Source organism: Bartonella sp. CL70QHWL (genome assembly GCF_042194855.1).
Taxonomy (GTDB): Bacteria; Pseudomonadota; Alphaproteobacteria; order Rhizobiales; family Rhizobiaceae; genus Bartonella.
On the sequence record NZ_JBHINJ010000009.1, the window covers coordinates 23,857 to 38,559 of the forward strand.

9 protein-coding genes are annotated in these 14,703 nt (G+C 36.4%); 4 read left to right on the top strand and 5 right to left on the bottom strand.

Going from position 1 to position 14,703, the window contains the following annotated elements; genetic code table 11:
- Positions 1-135: 135 nt before the first annotated feature.
- Both ACFIJZ_RS05460 and ACFIJZ_RS05465 read right to left on the bottom strand, forming a co-directional pair.
- Positions 136-1,383, bottom strand: coding sequence for an FAD-binding protein (locus ACFIJZ_RS05460; RefSeq protein WP_375631252.1), 1,248 nt, complete (start codon positions 1,381-1,383; stop codon positions 136-138).
- Between the two features lie 52 nt (positions 1,384-1,435).
- Positions 1,436-1,684: a zinc-finger domain-containing protein gene (locus ACFIJZ_RS05465; RefSeq protein ID WP_375631253.1), complete on the bottom strand. Its 249-nt coding sequence runs from the start codon at positions 1,682-1,684 to the stop codon at positions 1,436-1,438.
- A 326-nt stretch (positions 1,685-2,010) separates the two neighbouring features.
- Between ACFIJZ_RS05465 and ACFIJZ_RS05470 the strand changes: the two genes are divergently transcribed.
- Positions 2,011-4,191 carry an RNA degradosome polyphosphate kinase gene (locus tag ACFIJZ_RS05470; protein WP_375631254.1) on the top strand — a complete coding sequence of 727 codons (2,181 nt, stop codon included), beginning with the start codon at positions 2,011-2,013 and terminating at the stop codon, positions 4,189-4,191.
- A 6-nt stretch (positions 4,192-4,197) separates the two neighbouring features.
- Complete coding sequence (gene ppx, locus ACFIJZ_RS05475; RefSeq protein ID WP_273791189.1) at positions 4,198-5,715, top strand: exopolyphosphatase; 1,518 nt, start codon at positions 4,198-4,200, stop codon at positions 5,713-5,715.
- A 271-nt stretch (positions 5,716-5,986) separates the two neighbouring features.
- Here the strand turns inward: ppx and ACFIJZ_RS05480 are convergent, their stop codons facing one another.
- The gene (locus ACFIJZ_RS05480) at positions 5,987-6,172 is read right to left on the bottom strand and encodes a helix-turn-helix transcriptional regulator (RefSeq protein WP_375631280.1); all 186 of its coding nucleotides are present in this window, start codon (positions 6,170-6,172) and stop codon (positions 5,987-5,989) included.
- A 637-nt stretch (positions 6,173-6,809) separates the two neighbouring features.
- Complete coding sequence (gene rnd / locus ACFIJZ_RS05485) at positions 6,810-7,964, bottom strand: ribonuclease D (protein ID WP_375631255.1); 1,155 nt, start codon at positions 7,962-7,964, stop codon at positions 6,810-6,812.
- A gap of 132 nt (positions 7,965-8,096) precedes the next feature.
- Here rnd and aspS point away from each other — a divergent pair, with 132 nt between their 5' ends.
- Together aspS and parC are read left to right on the top strand one after the other, a co-directional pair.
- On the top strand, positions 8,097-9,890 hold the full coding sequence (aspS, locus tag ACFIJZ_RS05490; RefSeq protein ID WP_273791187.1) for an aspartate--tRNA ligase: 1,794 nt from the start codon (positions 8,097-8,099) through the stop codon (positions 9,888-9,890).
- A 773-nt stretch (positions 9,891-10,663) separates the two neighbouring features.
- Positions 10,664-12,913, top strand: coding sequence for a DNA topoisomerase IV subunit A (gene parC / locus ACFIJZ_RS05495; RefSeq protein ID WP_273791186.1), 2,250 nt, complete (start codon positions 10,664-10,666; stop codon positions 12,911-12,913).
- Between the two features lie 466 nt (positions 12,914-13,379).
- On the opposite strand, the gene ACFIJZ_RS05500 is transcribed toward parC, so the two are convergent.
- Positions 13,380-14,636 (bottom strand): multidrug effflux MFS transporter, encoded by a 1,257-nt coding sequence (locus tag ACFIJZ_RS05500; protein ID WP_375631256.1) that lies wholly within the window; start codon positions 14,634-14,636, stop codon positions 13,380-13,382.
- Between the last annotated feature and the right edge of the window lie 67 nt (positions 14,637-14,703).

Genomic DNA, 14,703 nt, shown 5'->3' on the forward strand with positions numbered 1-14,703 from the left:
AAATTGAGCTTTTAAAATCGGATTGTAGGTTTCGAAAAATATTGCTTTTATTTGAGTAAATTATGATATTTTTTTAGTGTCATAAAATTAAAAAAAATCTCGTTCTTTCGTAATATTCAAAGTGTCGGAAGGATTTTATAAGTTTTTATCATTATTTTTTATAGAATTCATCGCATCATACATGTAAAGCCAATTGAGATCTGACATAATGCTCTCTGGTGTACGAATTTTCATCATGAGATTGCGTGCAATTGCTATGGGACCGGTTGCATGATAGGCTAATCTATTGAAATCTCCGCGTTTTTTTACTGCTGCAATACGGGGTGTGCGTGTTGTTTCGTAAAGCGAAAGTGCTTTCGTTAATGAAAAATCTTTCAATGAAAGTGCTTTTGCTAATGTGGCAGCATCTTCGATTGCCATAGCGGCACCCTGTGCTGCAAAAGGTAAGGTAGCATGTGCGCAATCGCCAACAAATACTTGTCTCTCTAAACCGATAAAACGATTTTGTTTCATTTGAAAGAGTGGCCAATAACTCCATTCATCAATATGATCGAAAATTTGTAAGATTTTTGAATTCCAATCTTTAAAAAGAGATTTGAGTTTTTCTTTATTTCCTTTATGGGCCCATCCTTCTTTTAAATTTTCTCCATGCGTAATGGCGACAAAATTAAAAATTTTTTCTGATGATTGAATGGGGTAGACAACAAGATGATTTTTTGGTCCCATCCAAGCCGTAATTGTCTTCATATTTTGCAATGAAGAACGAAAGTTTTGAGGAAGATTATCAAATGTTGTTGTTGCACGCCAAGCAATAAAGCCACTAAAATTTGCTTTTTCATGAAAAGGAGATTGTTGCCGTAATGTTGACCAAACGCCATCACATCCGATCAGGAGGGGCGTTGAATGAAGCTGTTCTGTTGCCGTATCTGTTTTTATTGTCGTGATTTTAATGTTGGTTGCAGATTGGGTAGAAGATACAATCGTTTCGCCTGCTTTGTATTTGATCAAAGGATTTTCAATCACTGCATTATATAAAATTTTTTGTAAAGCCGCGCGGTGAATCGTCATATAAGGGGCTTTCCAATATTTTTCTGTTAGATTAATAAGATGAGCCCGTAGATGTATTTTTAAAGATAATCCATCTTTTAACTCAAGAAAATATGGGATTGTCGCGACTTCAGAGAGTTTGTTAAGAAGTTCCCAGCGAGCAAGAATAGATGTTGCATTTGGTGTCAGTTGAATACCAGCGCCTATCGTTTCAAGTTGCTTACACTTTTCGATAATGGTGCTTGCAATTCCTTTATGAGCGAGTGCTAAAGCAGTGCTTAAACCAGCAATTCCTCCTCCAACGATGATGGGTGACTGTTCCACAAATGATTTCATATTAAACAAGCAGAATGAAAAGAGGGGTTATTAAGAAAGCCAAAAAACGCAATTATAATAGCTTTTCTGGATTATATAAGCATCCTGTTGGGTTTGTTTGATCGTATGATAGCGAGGGAACATAACGATAAAGGGTTGAGCAGTAAGGGCAAATTTTCTCATCTGCTGTTCCCATGTCGATAAAGATATGAGGATGATCGAATGGGTGTGTAGCGCCTACACACATAAATTCTTTCACACCAATTTCGATTGTTTTATATCCAAGGTCATTTTGGAAATGAGGAATATTGTGATCAGCCATGGCATACAAACTCCAGAATAAATTTTCTCATCAGCTATGATTGGGCTCTTCTATTTTATAGGCGTGAGTTTGTAATAAAGCGTATAATAATGCAAGATGCTTTTTAAGACAAATTTCTCTTCTTTTATGCTATATTAGAATAGTTGTCTTAGCTTTTAGTGCTTTGCGCATAGCAATAATTCCAAGTATTTTTAAATATTAAATGGAAAAATGATGAGGGAAGTTAAGCATTGATATATTATTATGATGATAACATATTATCAAATGTTATGTGAGATATTTCGTCAAGGATTTTAGAAAATATAAAAGAAAATTATTTAGGATATATGGAACAGAGGGTGGTAAATAAAATTTCTATATCGAATATAACAATGAAAAATCCGGTACGGTTTATTAATCGAGAGTTTTCATGGCTACAATTTAATAATCGTGTTTTGATGGAAGCGGCTAATTCGAAACATCCTTTATTAGAACGTCTACAATTTCTTTCTATTTCAGCTGCAAATCTTGATGAGTTTTTTATGGTTCGTGTTGCAGGACTAGCAGCTCAAATTCGTGCTCGCGTTACAGCGTGCAGTGCAGATGGGCACACTCCACAGGAACAACTTGATATTGTATTAGCTGAGATTTTAAAGCTGCAGGCTCAACAACTACGAGAATTGAATGTTTTACGTGATGAATTAAAAAAGAATGATATTGAAATTATTTGTTCTGATGATCTTTCAGAAATTGAAAAATTATGGCTTGAAAAATATTTTCTTGAGACAATTTTTCCTGTTTTAAAACCTTTGCCTGTTGATTCTACTCATCCTTTTCCATTTATTCCTAATTTAGGGCTTTCTATTGCGCTTCAATTGTCTGGAGAAACTGATCAGAACTCACACACAGTGTTGTTGTCTATTTCAATGCTTTTAAGGCGTTTTATTCTTCTTCCTCAAGAAGGCAATCATTTTCGTTTTATTGCATCTGAAGATGTTATTTGCCTTTTTATTAAACATGTATTTCCTAACTATGAGGTTAAAGGAATTGGTACATTTAGAGTAATCCGAGATAGCGATATTGAAGTAGAAGAAGAAGCTGAGGATCTTGTTCACTTTTTTGAAATTGCTCTTAAAAGGCGGCGCCGTGGGCAGGTTATTCGAGTTGAGTTTGACGCAAAAATGCCAGAGAGTTTACGTCAATTTATAGCGAATAGTCTCGCTGTTCCTGATAATTGTATTAATGTTCTTGATGGATTTTTAGCGCTTAATACGGTATCAGAAATTGTTTCTATTCCTCGTGATGATCTCAAATTTATTCCTTATATTTCTCGTGTTCCAGAATGTATTCGTAAACATAAAGGGGATTGTTTTGCGGCTATTCGTGAAAATGATATTGTAATTCATCACCCCTATGAGACATTTGATGTTGTTGTCCAATTTTTACGTCAAGCTGCTTGCGATCCTGATGTTGTGGAAATCAAACAAACACTTTATCGTACATCAAATGATAGTCCAATTGTTGGCGCTTTGATTGAAGCAGCTGAACAGGGAAAGTCTGTGACTGCTTTGGTAGAACTTAAAGCACGTTTTGATGAGGAAGCAAATATTCGTTGGGCCCGAGATCTTGAATGTGCTGGGGTTCAAGTTATTTTTGGTTTTATTGCATTAAAAACGCATGCTAAGATGTCATTGGTTGTGAGACGTGAGGGAAAACGTCTTTGCTCTTATGTTCATCTTGGGACAGGAAATTATCATCCCATTAACGCTAAAACTTATACCGATCTTTCTTTTTTTTCCACAGATGATGATATCGCTCATGATGTTGCGTTATTGTTCAATTATATTGCGCAATATGAGCGTCCAAATGAAACAATGAAGATTGCTTTTTCACCCTTAACATTGCGTGGTCGTATCTTAGAGCATATTGAGGAAGAAATTGTTTACGCACAACAGGGAAGGTTTGCTGCTATTTGGATGAAAGTTAATGCATTGGTAGATCCTGAAATTATTGATGCTTTATATCGTGCTAGTCAAGCAGGGGTGCAAATTGATTTGGTTGTGCGGGGGATATGTTGTTTACGTCCTGGTATTCTAGGAATTTCGGATAATATTCGTGTAAAATCAATTGTCGGGCGTTTTCTTGAACATAGTCGCATTTTTTGTTTTGGGAATGGTCAAGATTTGCCTAATGAAAATGCAATCGTTTACTTAGGCTCTGCTGATATGATGCCTCGTAATCTGGACTATCGTATTGAAATATTGGTTCCAGTTTTTAATAAAATAGTCCGTCAAAAAATTCTTTTACAGATTATGTTAGCTAATATCATTGATAATCAACAAAGCTTTGATATACTTAAGGATGGAACATCAAAACGTATTACACCGCAGATAGGTGAAAGTCTATTTAATGCGCAGGAGTATTTTATGGCCAATACAAGTTTTGCGGGGGAAAATGAGTCTTTTGAGTCTTCTGTTTCGCGCTTGGTTGCGTTGCATCGGCAACAAGCCGAAATACATAAAGACTGAAATCCAATGACATATAGAGATGCTCAAGGTCGGTTAAAAGGGTGTAAGCCTGTTGCTGTTATTGACATTGGCTCAAATTCTGTTCGGTTGGTTATTTATGAGGGGCTTGTTCGATCACCAACAGTTTTGTTTAATGAAAAGATTCTTTGTGGTCTCGGTCATGGTGTGGCAAAAACGGGATTTTTAGAAGAAAAATCGATGAAAATGGCGTTGCAAACACTGAAACGGTTTCGTACGCTTTGTCGACAGATTGGGGCAGATGAGGTCTATACTTTAGCAACAGCAGCAGCACGAGATGCACAGAATGGCGTAGCATTTATTCAGCATGCTGAAGATATTTTGCAAAATAAAATATATCTTCTTTCAGGAAGTGAAGAAGCTATGTATTCAGCATATGGAGTTGTGTCTACTTTTTATCAACCAAAAGGTATTTCTGGGGATCTTGGTGGTGGAAGTCTTGAGCTGATTGATATTGATCATTCTGATGTTGGTGAAGGGATAACTCTTCCATTGGGTGGTTTAAGGCTACAGTATATGTCAAATAATGATAGTGCTGTAGCTACAAAAATTGTACATGAGCAATTTTATAAATCGTCTGTTGTTCGTACTCGTAAAGGTATAGCACGTTATTTTTATGCAGTAGGGGGGACATGGCGTAATTTGGCAAAACTCCATATGGCAATGAAACACTATCGGCTCCCTGTTATGCATGGCTATGAAGTTGATGCCGTTGAAATGGAGAACTTTTTACGTCTTGTAGCACGTGGCAATATTGATAATATGAGAGGGATTGCAGCGGTTTCTCAGAATCGTCGAAAACTTTTATCTTATGGGGCAATAGTTCTTATTGAACTCATTCAGTGTATGGAGTTTGAAAAGATAATCTTTTCTGGTGCTGGCGTTCGTGAAGGTTTTCTTTATTCACGTTTGCCGCAGGCGATTCGGCTTTCAGATCCTCTCATTGCAGCATGCACAGAAATGGCTATTTTACGGGCACGTTCACCAAAACAAGCAGAAGAACTCATTGATTTTACGACGAATGCTTTTGAAGTTTTTGGAATTTCAGAAACTGAAAATGAATGCCGTTATCGTCAAGCCGCTTGTCTTCTTGCAGATATTGGTTGGCGTATACATCCAGATTATCGAGGCAATGAAGCAGCAAATCAAATAGCTTTAGGATCTTATCCAGGAATTTCTCATGAAGGGCGCCTTTATGCAGCGCTTGCTGTTTTTTTTCGCAATACGAGTTTATTGGTTGATAAAGAATCTCTTCCCATTTTTCAATTAGCAACTCAAAATATAATTGAAAAAGCACGTATTCTTGGCGAAACTATGCGTATTGCTCATCTTTTTAGTGCTTCTGTTGCAGGAATTTTACCTCATTTATTGTGGCATAAAAAAGCAGATCATATTATCCTGCAGATCCCAAAGAATTACGCTGGGTTATTAGGAGAACGTCCTCTTGGACGATTACAGAAGTTATCAAAAATAATAAAACAACCTCTCGCTTTTGAAATTTTTTGATTTTTTTCTAATTTATTCGTGTTTTATGTCTTATAATAGGGCCATTGACAAGGGATAAACTAGGCAATCTATCATCACGAGCTGGACAATAGGACTTGTTCCATAACGCCCAAGCCAGACTCCATGCAAGGCATTTTTAATGCGCTGAGCATTCATAAAAGAAAACATAATTTTTTATTCTGTTATTTGCGTCACAGGATGGATTTTTCACTTCATAAGCTTCATGTGAAAATGAAAAGCCTTGTCCATTTTTACGTGAAAAGATTTTCTTTTATGCTGCGTCGTTATAACGTTTCTGTTTAGCTTGCTCGATTATCTTGATAAGATTCGATTGTAACCAACGCGATAAAAAACCAAACTTTAAAGGTTTTGGAAGAGATCCATTGGTTACATGACGGCGGAATGTTGAAATACTCATATGAAACAGTTTTGCACTTTCACGGTCTGGCAAAAGAATATCATTTCAGTCATTATAAAATCCTTTCACTATAAAAAATAGAAATAAATCATAACTATTTATTAACCATGATTTTTTGAATCCTTTGAAAGGTGTTTAATCTATAAAAAAAACAGCGCTTTATCATATAATTTCTTATGTAAAACTTTATGAGTCTTATTGAGATGGAATAAGAGAAACTTACGATATTCGGGGGGCTAATTTAATATAAATAACGCTAGATTATCTTTATAAATAAATATATTGCCTTTGTTAGGTATTTTAGTTGTTATGCTGGATCGTTTTTGATTGTTAGATTGCAATCTCGGTAGTTTTTTTTAATACGATATGGTGACGTGAGGCATTATATCTTTGTTTGTTCCGATTGCTAGGCTACTATTTTTGTAATGAATACGCTTTTATTATCAGAGCTTTTTCTTTTTAAAACTTTTAAATGAGGAGCTGTCTGTTTTTTTAGATTTTCTTAATAAGATTGCTATTTGATTGATCTAATAAAGATTTATCTGTCATTTTAATAAGAGTTTACTATTCAAGTTTTTAACTTTGTCAGAAGTAGGTTTTATTTATCCTATTTGCGTTGGCCTATAGGGCATACCAATTGATGTAGATTAATGGATTTTTAAAATAAAAATGTAAATTAAAGCTGTTTTGTGCTTACTTTTCCATCGTTAAAGTAAAATCCTATCTGGCCCTTTAGCAGTTGTTCGGCTTTTTGACCAAATATTTCATAGCGCCAGCCATTCATAGCAGGAATATTTTTCTTTATTCCTCCATTGGCAATTTTTTCTAAATCATTAGATGTTGCAATAATTTTAGGGGCAATGCTGTTTTCATTTGCAACAATTTTTAATAACACTTTGAGTAGATCGATAACAGCGGCCGTCGTATCATTGAGTGGATTATGTTTAGGAATGGGGGGTAAAGTAGAAAGATCCACCTCTAATCCTTCGTGGACAGCTTTGATTAATGATTGAGAAATTGAGAGTTTATCCCAGTTCTTATTAAGACTGCGCAACCGCTTTAATGCAGATTCATCTTTTGGTTGTTGGGTTGCTATTTCTATAAGACATTCATCTTTTATGATATGACGACGTGGCATATTGTATTTTCGTGCTTCACGTTCCCGCCAAGCTGCTATCTTTTGTAATACAGCAAGTTCACGTGGCTTTTTAATTTTTCCTTTCACTTTTTTCCATGCTTCATCTTCTGGCATATCATAGGTTTTAGGATTTAAAAGGATTGTTATTTCATCGTCCATCCAGTGAGCACGTTGATTTTTTTCTAACCTTTTTTTCAATAACAGGTAAACATCTCTTAAGTAAGTTACATCGGCAAGTGCATAGAGCAGTTGTTTTTCAGACAAAGGGCGGTAACTCCAGTCTGTAAAGCGGGAGGATTTATCAAGATGATGCCCCGTGCAGCGTTGTACAATTTGATCATAGGAGATAGAATCACCAAATCCACAAATTGATCCTGCTATTTGCGTATCAAAGAGAGGGGAAGGAATAACACCTCCAAGATGATAAATTGTTTCAATATCTTGGCGCGCAGCATGAAAAACTTTTACAACTTTTTTATCGATCATAAGGTCAAAAAAAGGTTGTAAATCAATATCTGGTGCTATGGGATCAATCAAAACTGTGACATCTGGTGATGCGAGCTGGATTAAACACAGTTGAGGCCAAAAAGTTGTTTCGCGGATAAACTCAGTATCGACTGTTACAAAATCAGAGGTACGTAGAGCGTTAAGTGCAATTTCAAGATCTGTTGTTTGTGTAATAAGATTCATCATTTTATTATAATTCGATAAATTAAATTTGTGCTTTATTGACTTTATTTTTGAGTTTTTATTCTCATATCTTGACAAATGGTTATTAAAAAGCGTTTGTAGCGCATGTGAATATTATAATCAAAGGCAAAAAACATGCACCGTTATCGCAGTCATCATTGTGCGGCTCTTCGTAGATGTGATGTAGGAACACAAGTTCGTCTTTCGGGGTGGGTTCATCGTGTTCGTGATCATGGAGGGATTCTTTTTGTGGATTTACGTGATCATTTTGGAATCACACAAATTGTTGCTGATCCTGCTTCACCAGCTTTTAAAGTTATTGAAAAAGTGCGTTCTGAATGGGTTATTCGTGTGGATGGGGAGGTGTGTGCTCGTTCTGATGAGGTTATTAATGCAACGCTTCCAACAGGTGAGATTGAAATTTTTGCACAAGAGGTAGAAATTCTTTCGAAATCTGATGAGCTTCCTTTACCGATTTTTGGTGAGCCTGATTATCCAGAAGATATTCGATTAAAATATCGTTTTCTTGATTTGCGTCGGGAGACTATGCACAAAAATATCATGCGTCGGACTGAAATTATTGCGGCTATGAGACGGGCTATGCAAAATAATGGTTTTACGGAATTTACGACGCCACTTTTGACAGCTTCATCGCCGGAAGGAGCGCGTGATTTTTTGGTTCCAAGTCGTGTTCATCAGGGAAAATTTTATGCGTTACCGCAAGCGCCACAGCAATATAAACAATTGTTGATGATGTCAGGTTTTGATCGTTATTTTCAGATTGCTCCATGTTTTAGAGATGAAGATCCAAGGGCCGACCGTCTTCCTGGTGAATTTTATCAATTAGATGTTGAAATGAGTTTTGTTGAGCAAGAAGATGTTTTAGCAACTATGGAACCTATTATGCGTTCTATTTTTGAAGAATTTGCAGATGGAAAGACTGTGACACAAAGCTTTCCTCGCATTTCCTATGATGAAGCAATGCAAAAATATGGTTCTGATAAGCCTGATCTACGTAATCCGATCATTATGGAAGATGTTTCTCAGCATTTTTATAATTCTGGTTTCAAAGTCTTTGCTCAAATTTTAGCGAATGATGAGAATGCTCAAGTGTGGGCTATTCCAGCTAAAACGGGTGGAAGTCGTGCTTTTTGTGATCGTATGAATGTATGGGCACAAGGTGAGGGGCAACCAGGGCTCGGTTATATTTTTTGGCGTGAAGAAGAAGGAAAATTTGAAGGAGCAGGGCCTATCGCCAAAAATATTGGTGAACAGAGGACTGAAGCAATCCGTATACAGCTTGGGCTTGAAAGTGGGGATGCCTGTTTTTTTGTAGCTGGCGATCCAAAAAAGTTTTCATCTTTTGCCGGAGCCGCACGCACAAGGGTAGGAGAAGAATTAGATCTTCTTGATAGAGATAGTTTCTCTTTGGCGTGGATTGTTGATTTTCCATTTTTTGAATGGAATGAAGATGAAAAAAAGATTGATTTTGGACATAATCCTTTTTCTATGCCTCAAGGGGGAGAAAATGCCCTTGCCTGTCAAGATCCTCTTACTATTAAAGCTTTTCAATATGATCTTGTTTGCAATGGTTATGAAATTGCATCAGGTGGAATTCGTAATCACTTACCAGAAATGATGCTTAAAGTTTTTGAACTTGTAGGACTTTCTAAGGAAGTTGTGAAAGATCGTTTCGGTGGTCTTTATCGTGCATTCCATTATGGGGCTCCACCACATGGTGGTATGGCTGCAGGAATTGACCGCATCATTATGCTGTTGCAAGGTGTTAAAAATTTGCGTGAAGTTGCTTTATTTCCTATGAATCAACAGGCGCTTGATCTTTTGATGAGTGCTCCGTCTGATGTTTCTCCTACACAATTACGTGATTTAGGAATCCGCATGGCTCCTACTCACAAAAATAGCTCATAAAGTTGATAATGGATTGTTTTCATCTTTTCTACGTAGAGTGAAGTTTTGATGCCTTTCAAGAGCCGTCGGTGTGTGTGGCTGTTTGTGAAATTTAGATAGGTAAAAACGCTATTGTGTTGATTCTTTACGAGGCATTTTTATTCCTTGTTTCTATAGTGGCTCTTCCACTTGTGATAGGTGAGGAAATGATTATGATTGCTTGATCATGAATAAATTAGAAATGAAAGAACTCTATAATATTCGGGAGTCTCATTTTAGTTGAAAAAAATGAATTATCTTTATGTGTCAATATATTATTTATTTTTTATTGAAGTTTTTACAACGTTGTAGCAGAGAATTGTGTCTCTTCGTTTTTATGAAAATAATGTGATTTTCCATTCTATGGACTTACTCTAAAAAGTTTAAATTTCATAAGTTTTGAATATTTTTTAGTTTTTCATAGAAAAACTGAAGGGGATTGTTATACAATTTATCTTTATAATAAAAGATGATGTTTGAAAGGTGCTTTTGTCATTCCAGAAAGGATGAAATAACTCTTTGTGGGCAGTTAAATTATCGTCGGATTTGACAAAGCTTTCAATAAATTACTTAGGACAAGGGGGACGGACATGTATAAATTTTTCAAATTGATATAATTTTCTGTTCATGTTCTAATTGCAGCGTTTGTTTTTATGTAATTGACTTTTAATAAAAAAGTCGACTCATAGAAGATTTCACTAAATAAATCCTATAAGATAATTTCTTATTATTGTGGGAATTGTTGTTTTAATACTATGTCTGATAAAATGAATTTACCTTTTGATAAAGAACATATTGAACCAATAGAATTACGTTCTGCTTTACAGGAACGTTATTTGGCTTATGCACTTTCTACGATTACACACCGTGCATTGCCTGATGTACGTGATGGATTGAAGCCGGTCCACCGGCGGATTGTTCATGCGATGCGTCTTCTCAAACTAAATCCTGGACAGTCTTATGCGAAATGTGCGCGGATTGTTGGTGATGTCATGGGAAAATTTCATCCTCATGGGGATGCGTCTATTTATGATGCCTTGGTGCGCTTGGCTCAAAGTTTTGCTGTTCGTTATCCGTTGGTTGATGGGCAAGGCAATTTTGGTAATATTGATGGTGATAATGCTGCTGCCATGCGTTATACGGAAGCACGTATGACTGAAGTGGCTGCATTGTTACTTGAAGGAATTAATGAGAATGCTATTGATTTTCGTTTAACCTATAATGAGGAAGATGAAGAGCCGGTTGTTTTACCAGGAGCTTTCCCTAATCTTTTAGCAAATGGTTCTTCTGGTATTGCTGTTGGTATGGCAACATCTATTCCACCCCATAATGTTGCTGAGCTTTGTGATGCAGCACTCCATTTGATTGCGCATCCCGATGTAAATGATGAGGCATTAAATCAATTCGTTCTTGGTCCTGATTTTCCGACGGGGGGAATTTTAGTTGAACCTAAAAAAAGTATTGAGGAATCCTATCGTGTTGGGCGTGGATTCTTTCGCTTGCGTTCACGTTGGCATCAGGAACCTGGTAGCCGTGGTTCTTATGTGATTGTTGTGACTGAAATTCCCTATCAGATTCAAAAGTCACGTCTTATTGAAAAAACAGCAGAGTTATTGCTTGCACGCCGATTGCCAATGCTTGAGGATATCCAAGATGAATCAGCAGAAGATATCAGAATCGTGCTGGTTCCTAAAAATCGGTCGGTTGATCCGGAGCTCCTTATGGAGTCTCTTTTTAAATTGACTGACTTTGAAGTAAGATTTCCCCTCAATCTGAATGTTTTGTCTTTGGGAAAAATACCCAATGTTCTTTCTTTGCGAGAAAGTTTGCAGCAATGGCTTGAACATCGTCAAGAAGTGCTTATTCGTCGCTCTCATTATCGGCTTGATCAAATTGATAGCCGATTGGAAATTCTTCATGGATATCTTATTGCCTATTTAAATCTCGATGAGGTCATTCAGATTATTCGTGAAGAGGATGAACCGAAAAAGAAGCTGATTAATCGGTTTGAATTAACAGAAAATCAAGCTGAAGCTATTCTTAATATGCGCTTGCGTTCTTTGCGTAAACTTGAGGAATTTGAAATTCGTAAAGAATTTGAAAGTTTGAAAGCTGAAAAAGAAAAACTACAGAATTTGTTAGCTTCTCCTATAAAACAGTGGAAAATAATTTCAGAAGAAATCAAAAAAGTTCGAAACACTTTTGGTCCTGAAACACTCTTGGGGAAAAGACGTACGACGTTTGAAGAGGCACCAAGACATGATCTTGATGATATTCAACAAGCAATGATCGAAAAAGAACCGATTACTATTGTTATTTCTGAAAAGGGGTGGATGCGCGCTTTGAAGGGACATTTGACCGATTATAAAGCGCTTTCTTTTAAAGAAGGAGACAGTTTAAAGTTAGCATTTCCGGCATTTACAACCGACAAGATTGTGCTGATCAGTACGGGTGGAAAGTTTTTTGCTATTGGTGCAAATAGTTTACCTGGAGGGCGGGGACATGGTGAACCTATTCGTCTTTTAGTTGATATGGATGATGAGCACGATGTTCTCACAGCTTTTGTGCATCGCGCCGAGGAAAAATTGCTCTTGGTTTCATCTCACGGTAATGGTTTTATTGTTTCTTCTGCAGAAGTGATCGCCAATACACGAAAAGGAAAGCAAGTGATGAATGTGAAAGCTCCTGATAAGGTAAAGCTTTGTGTTCCGGTAAATGGTGATCATGTGGCTGTAGTTGGTGAAAACCGTAAAATGCTTATTTTTTCTATTGAACAAATACCAGAAATGAATCGCGGTAAAGGTGTTCGTTTACAGCGTTATAAAGAAGGTGGTGTTGTTGATGCCAAGACTTTTAATTTATCAGAAGGCTTAAGTTGGCAAGATACAGCTGAACGAATCTTTAACCGTCAGGCGGACGATCTCTTTGAATGGATGGGAACGCGTGCGGGAGTTGGGCGTTTGGTTCCAAAAGGATTTCCAAAATCAGGAAAATTTATTAATTAAATGTATTTTATAAATGGGGAAAATTCCCTATAGTTTTATGATTGTTTAAGATATTAATTTATAAGGATAATTTATTATTTTTATATTGAAAGAAAGACCTAAAGCGTAAGTTTTTCTCTTATTTCGATCTTGTTCAGGTTAAATCAATCAAAACTGTTTGTTTGCCTATCATGAGATGAGAGACCAGCCCGTCTTCATAAAAACTATTGAAGAAAAGAATAAAAATATTTTTTAATAAACCGTTTCACATACAAGAGTTGTTGCGACAATAGGTATGTTTGTTTTTTTACATTATACCATTTATGGGTGCTGTCGTGAAATGATTTGATATTTCGAGAGCTGTACCTTTAAACAAACAATGTGAATGTTAACACAAGAGTGTTCTATTTGGAGATGTTTTATTTTGTCTGATAGGTTTATCTTCTTATTGTTCAAGAGAGATGTTATTAATCTTTCATAGTAATATTTATTCGTTAGGATTACTATGATATTGTCTAAAAAGATGACCACGTTCAGCCCATAAGACGAGAAGTATGGCAGTGAGACTCAGAAAGAAAAATCCTGCTGAGTTTGGGATGGTTGTTTCATCAAATTGTTGGGCAATAAAAAAGCTAAGTCCTGCACCGATAGATGTTTGAAGAAAGCCGGATACAGAAGAAGCTGTTCCAGCTATTTCTCCTACAGGTTCAAGAGCGAGTGTATTGAAATTGGCCATAATACCACCGCAGGTAAACATTAATATACAATATAACGTCATATAAAAAGGAAAAGGGATAACACCACCTGCTAAGATGGACCCAATAAACCAAATGCATGAAGCAGCACAAAAGAGCAAAAGCATAGTATGAGCAATACGCCGCATTCCAAGGCGTCCAACGAGTTGAGAGTTAAAGAATGATGATAGAGCTTGAAATGCAGCACCAACTGCAAAAGCAATAGGGAACCAAAGTCCTAGATTATAGATCCCTTCATATGTTTGTTGTGATGTATTAACGGCGGTAAAGATACAGCCTAAAATAATGGAAGTTGCAAGTGTATAGCAAAGTGTTGTGCGATTGGTTATTACAATCCATAAGTTGTGTTTAACTGAAAAAAAGGAAAGAGAGCGTTGCGTATAAAGAGTTTCAGGCAAGCGCAGTTGAATCCAAATCATCAGTCCTAAACCAATCATTGCCATGAAAATAAAAATATATTGCCAATGTCCGAGCAGTAAAATGAGCTGTCCTGTTGCGGGACCAACCATTGGTGCAACAAGAAAAACCATCATAACAATAGACATAACTTCTGCCATTTTTCGACCACTGTAAAGATCACGTACGACGGAAACTGTAAGAACCCGCATAGCAGCCCCTCCAATACCTTGCAAGATACGTAAAATAAGCAAGAGAGAAAAATCAGTTACAAAGGCACAGCCAATCGCCGTAAATGAATAAAAAGCAAGCCCGAGAAGAATAAGTTTACGTCGTCCATACCTATCGCTTATTGGACCGAAAAATATTTGAGCAATGCCATAGCTAATAAGATAACTCGAAATGATATAATGTTGATCATTTTCATTGAGAACATTTAAGCCGTCTAAAATATTGGGCATAGCTGGCAGCATAATATCAACAGCTATAGCGTTAATAGCCATAAGCGAAGCAATAAGAATAACAAATTCTTTATAGCCAATTTTATTTCTAATCGCATCTCTATGCGTTTGTTCATCGACTGAATATGACATATGGCATCCTTGAAATAAAAATTTCGTCTGAAAACAGCTCTTTTTAAGAGTCTGAATAAAATGAAAG

Excerpts from the sequence above, each read along its gene's own strand:
- ACFIJZ_RS05460 (WP_375631252.1), bottom strand. The coding sequence starts at position 1,383 with ATGAAATCATTTGTGGAACAGTCACCCATCATCGTTGGAGGAGGAATT.
- ACFIJZ_RS05465 (WP_375631253.1), bottom strand. The coding sequence starts at position 1,684 with ATGGCTGATCACAATATTCCTCATTTCCAAAATGACCTTGGATATAAA.
- ACFIJZ_RS05470 (WP_375631254.1), top strand. The coding sequence starts at position 2,011 with ATGGAACAGAGGGTGGTAAATAAAATTTCTATATCGAATATAACAATG.
- ppx (WP_273791189.1), top strand. The coding sequence starts at position 4,198 with ATGACATATAGAGATGCTCAAGGTCGGTTAAAAGGGTGTAAGCCTGTT.
- rnd (WP_375631255.1), bottom strand. The coding sequence starts at position 7,964 with ATGATGAATCTTATTACACAAACAACAGATCTTGAAATTGCACTTAAC.
- aspS (WP_273791187.1), top strand. The coding sequence starts at position 8,097 with ATGCACCGTTATCGCAGTCATCATTGTGCGGCTCTTCGTAGATGTGAT.
- parC (WP_273791186.1), top strand. The coding sequence starts at position 10,664 with ATGTCTGATAAAATGAATTTACCTTTTGATAAAGAACATATTGAACCA.
- ACFIJZ_RS05500 (WP_375631256.1), bottom strand. The coding sequence starts at position 14,636 with ATGTCATATTCAGTCGATGAACAAACGCATAGAGATGCGATTAGAAAT.